Source organism: Carnobacterium sp., from assembly GCF_045617425.1.
Classification (GTDB): Bacteria; Bacillota; Bacilli; order Lactobacillales; family Carnobacteriaceae; genus Carnobacterium_B.
On sequence record NZ_JAZLIO010000019.1, the window covers coordinates 1 to 2,261 of the forward strand.

The 2,261-nt window shown below is 36.4% G+C and carries 2 protein-coding genes; both read right to left on the reverse strand.

Annotated features, from left to right (window positions below):
• A partial coding sequence (locus ACKI3H_RS10445; RefSeq protein WP_407372180.1) for a hypothetical protein occupies positions 1-218 on the reverse strand: 218 nt, incomplete at its 3' end.
• Positions 219-225: 7 nt separating this feature from the next.
• Positions 226-1,320, reverse strand: coding sequence for an AAA family ATPase (locus ACKI3H_RS10450; protein WP_407372181.1), 1,095 nt, complete (start codon positions 1,318-1,320; stop codon positions 226-228).
• Between the last annotated feature and the right edge of the window lie 941 nt (positions 1,321-2,261).

Consider the following 2,261-nt stretch of genomic DNA (forward strand, 5'->3'; position numbering starts at 1 on the left):
TTTCTTTTGATGCACTTCGTGCAGGGCGGGCGAAAAAAGAAGAAGCTGTAAAAGGGGTTTGGGCACAGCCCATCAAGCTGCATTTGTCCGTACAAATGCGATGCTTGCTTTTCTCTTCTTGCAGGCTCCGTCCAGCCTAGCTCCACCTCCACTAAAGGAATAACGCAACATTGCAAATGGTACTGGGCGTTAATCTTTAAGGCTGCACTTTTCTGCATACTAAACTCACGCTTCGCTATACTCATTTGCATACTTACTTCCTTCCTCTGGGTCAGACTTTTCTTTTTCACCCAGCTCATCATCATCAATAATCTCGATCGGAAGATCTAAATCTTCCGGCTCCTCCAAGTACCATTCCCAGTTCTTACCAGACTTAACAGAGTGGAGATTAGGAATATACTTTTTAGCTTCGTCCAAAGTTCTGTTATGAAAGCCAGCCTCATTAGCTAACTTATAAACTTCAGTTGAAAGCATTCTCGGAGTCTTACTAAAAAGGTCAGTAAGAAATTCTAAAGCCTTATCCAACTTCGTATTCTTTCTGCCTCTGGATCTTGTGGTGAAGAGGATGTCATCTGTAGTTGTCTCGCCATAACCATCAACCCATTCAAACTTCCTAATACCATCCAATCTAAATCCAATAGATTCTCCTTCAGGAGCAGCATTGTTTTTGTCTTGAACAATTACACGTACATCAGGATTGTCCTTATGTCTTCCGACAATAAGGATGCTTCGTACTGCAGCTGCAAAATCTGCAGATCCCATTCCTCGATAGATGCTGTTCTGTCCCTGAGCTTTGTTAAGATGACCGATAAGAAGGACAGCAATTTTATGTTTAGCAGCGAGTTTACCTAATGGTTTCAAAACTCTTCTAACCTCAATTGCACTATTCATATCAATATCACCAACATAAGCTTGAAGTGGATCTACAATTAAAAGCTTGGCTCCTGTCTTAATAATTGCTTCTTCAATTCGCGAATCAGATAACTCTAAGAATCTCTTATCTTCATTGATAGTAAAAATTCTTTCTTGGTCAGCCCCAGCATCAATTAGTCGTGGCTTTATGGTATCGCCAAGACCATCTTCAGCAGTCTGATAGATTACCGTAATAGGTGACATAGTAATCTGACCAGGAAGAGGCTCACCAGTAGTACACTGCGATGCTATCTTCAAAGCAATATTGGTTTTGCCATCACCAGGATTACCATGCATGATTGTTATCTTTCCATACGCAATGTATGGGTACCACAACCAGTCAATTTCCTCTAATGGCACATCACTAAACTTAATCAATTCTAATTCTGTTTTTTCTTTCGTATTCAATTAACATTCCTCTCCAGTTGATATATCTCATCAACTTATTATTTTTTGTATTCAATTGTTTTTTCGTTTGCATTTTCAATTCTCCTTTATTATTAGTATTTGTAACGCCATCTCAGAGCGTTATTGTTTGCTGTGATTTTTTTAGAGCTTTTCTGCTCATTTCTTTTTTCGACTCAGCTACTATCCATAAAAATCCTCCTACTATAATCTCTCTGAATAATTTGAAGAATGGACGAAAGTTTTTTTGAAAAAACCTTATATTTTTTCAAACAGGCTTAATCGAAAGAAAATAAAAAAGGCACCGACCAAGCTAAAAATAGAATTGTAGGCATAGTTATCCCAACCCATGCAGATATACTTTTCTATTTCAAACTCGCCGATGCCTTCGTTAATGCGATCCTCGTGACCATTACTGTACACGACTTACCATATCCTTATCGATTGCCAAAAACAGTCGCTTCGTTCAAATTGTCAAGTTACAAAACAGAATATATGTTCTGTTTTCTTGAAAGGCATTATATCACATCATAATCGCTTGTCAAGAACATTTGTTTGTTTTTGCAAAAAAATAAAAGAAGACCGATAGAAACCTTATCAAAATCTTCTGTTATTTGTTTTTGATTATTTGTTGTTAATTAAATATAATTCCAATTTAACTCACTAACAGTTATCGATATTATTCCGATTATTCGGGCTATCGTGAGTAATTTAATCAAATATCAATTTAAATCTTTCCAACAATATTAGCGGCCGCAAAATCATTATTTGTCTTTTCGTGGCCGCTAATATCACTTAAATAGATCATCTAAGATAATAATATTATCAAAATCACTACTATATTCATTATATTTAAGACCAACAGTAGTAATTAATGTCTTATGAATCATCATCTTTGGAGAAAGTTCTCTCGCCAGTAATTCTTCACGATTCACTAGTACCTT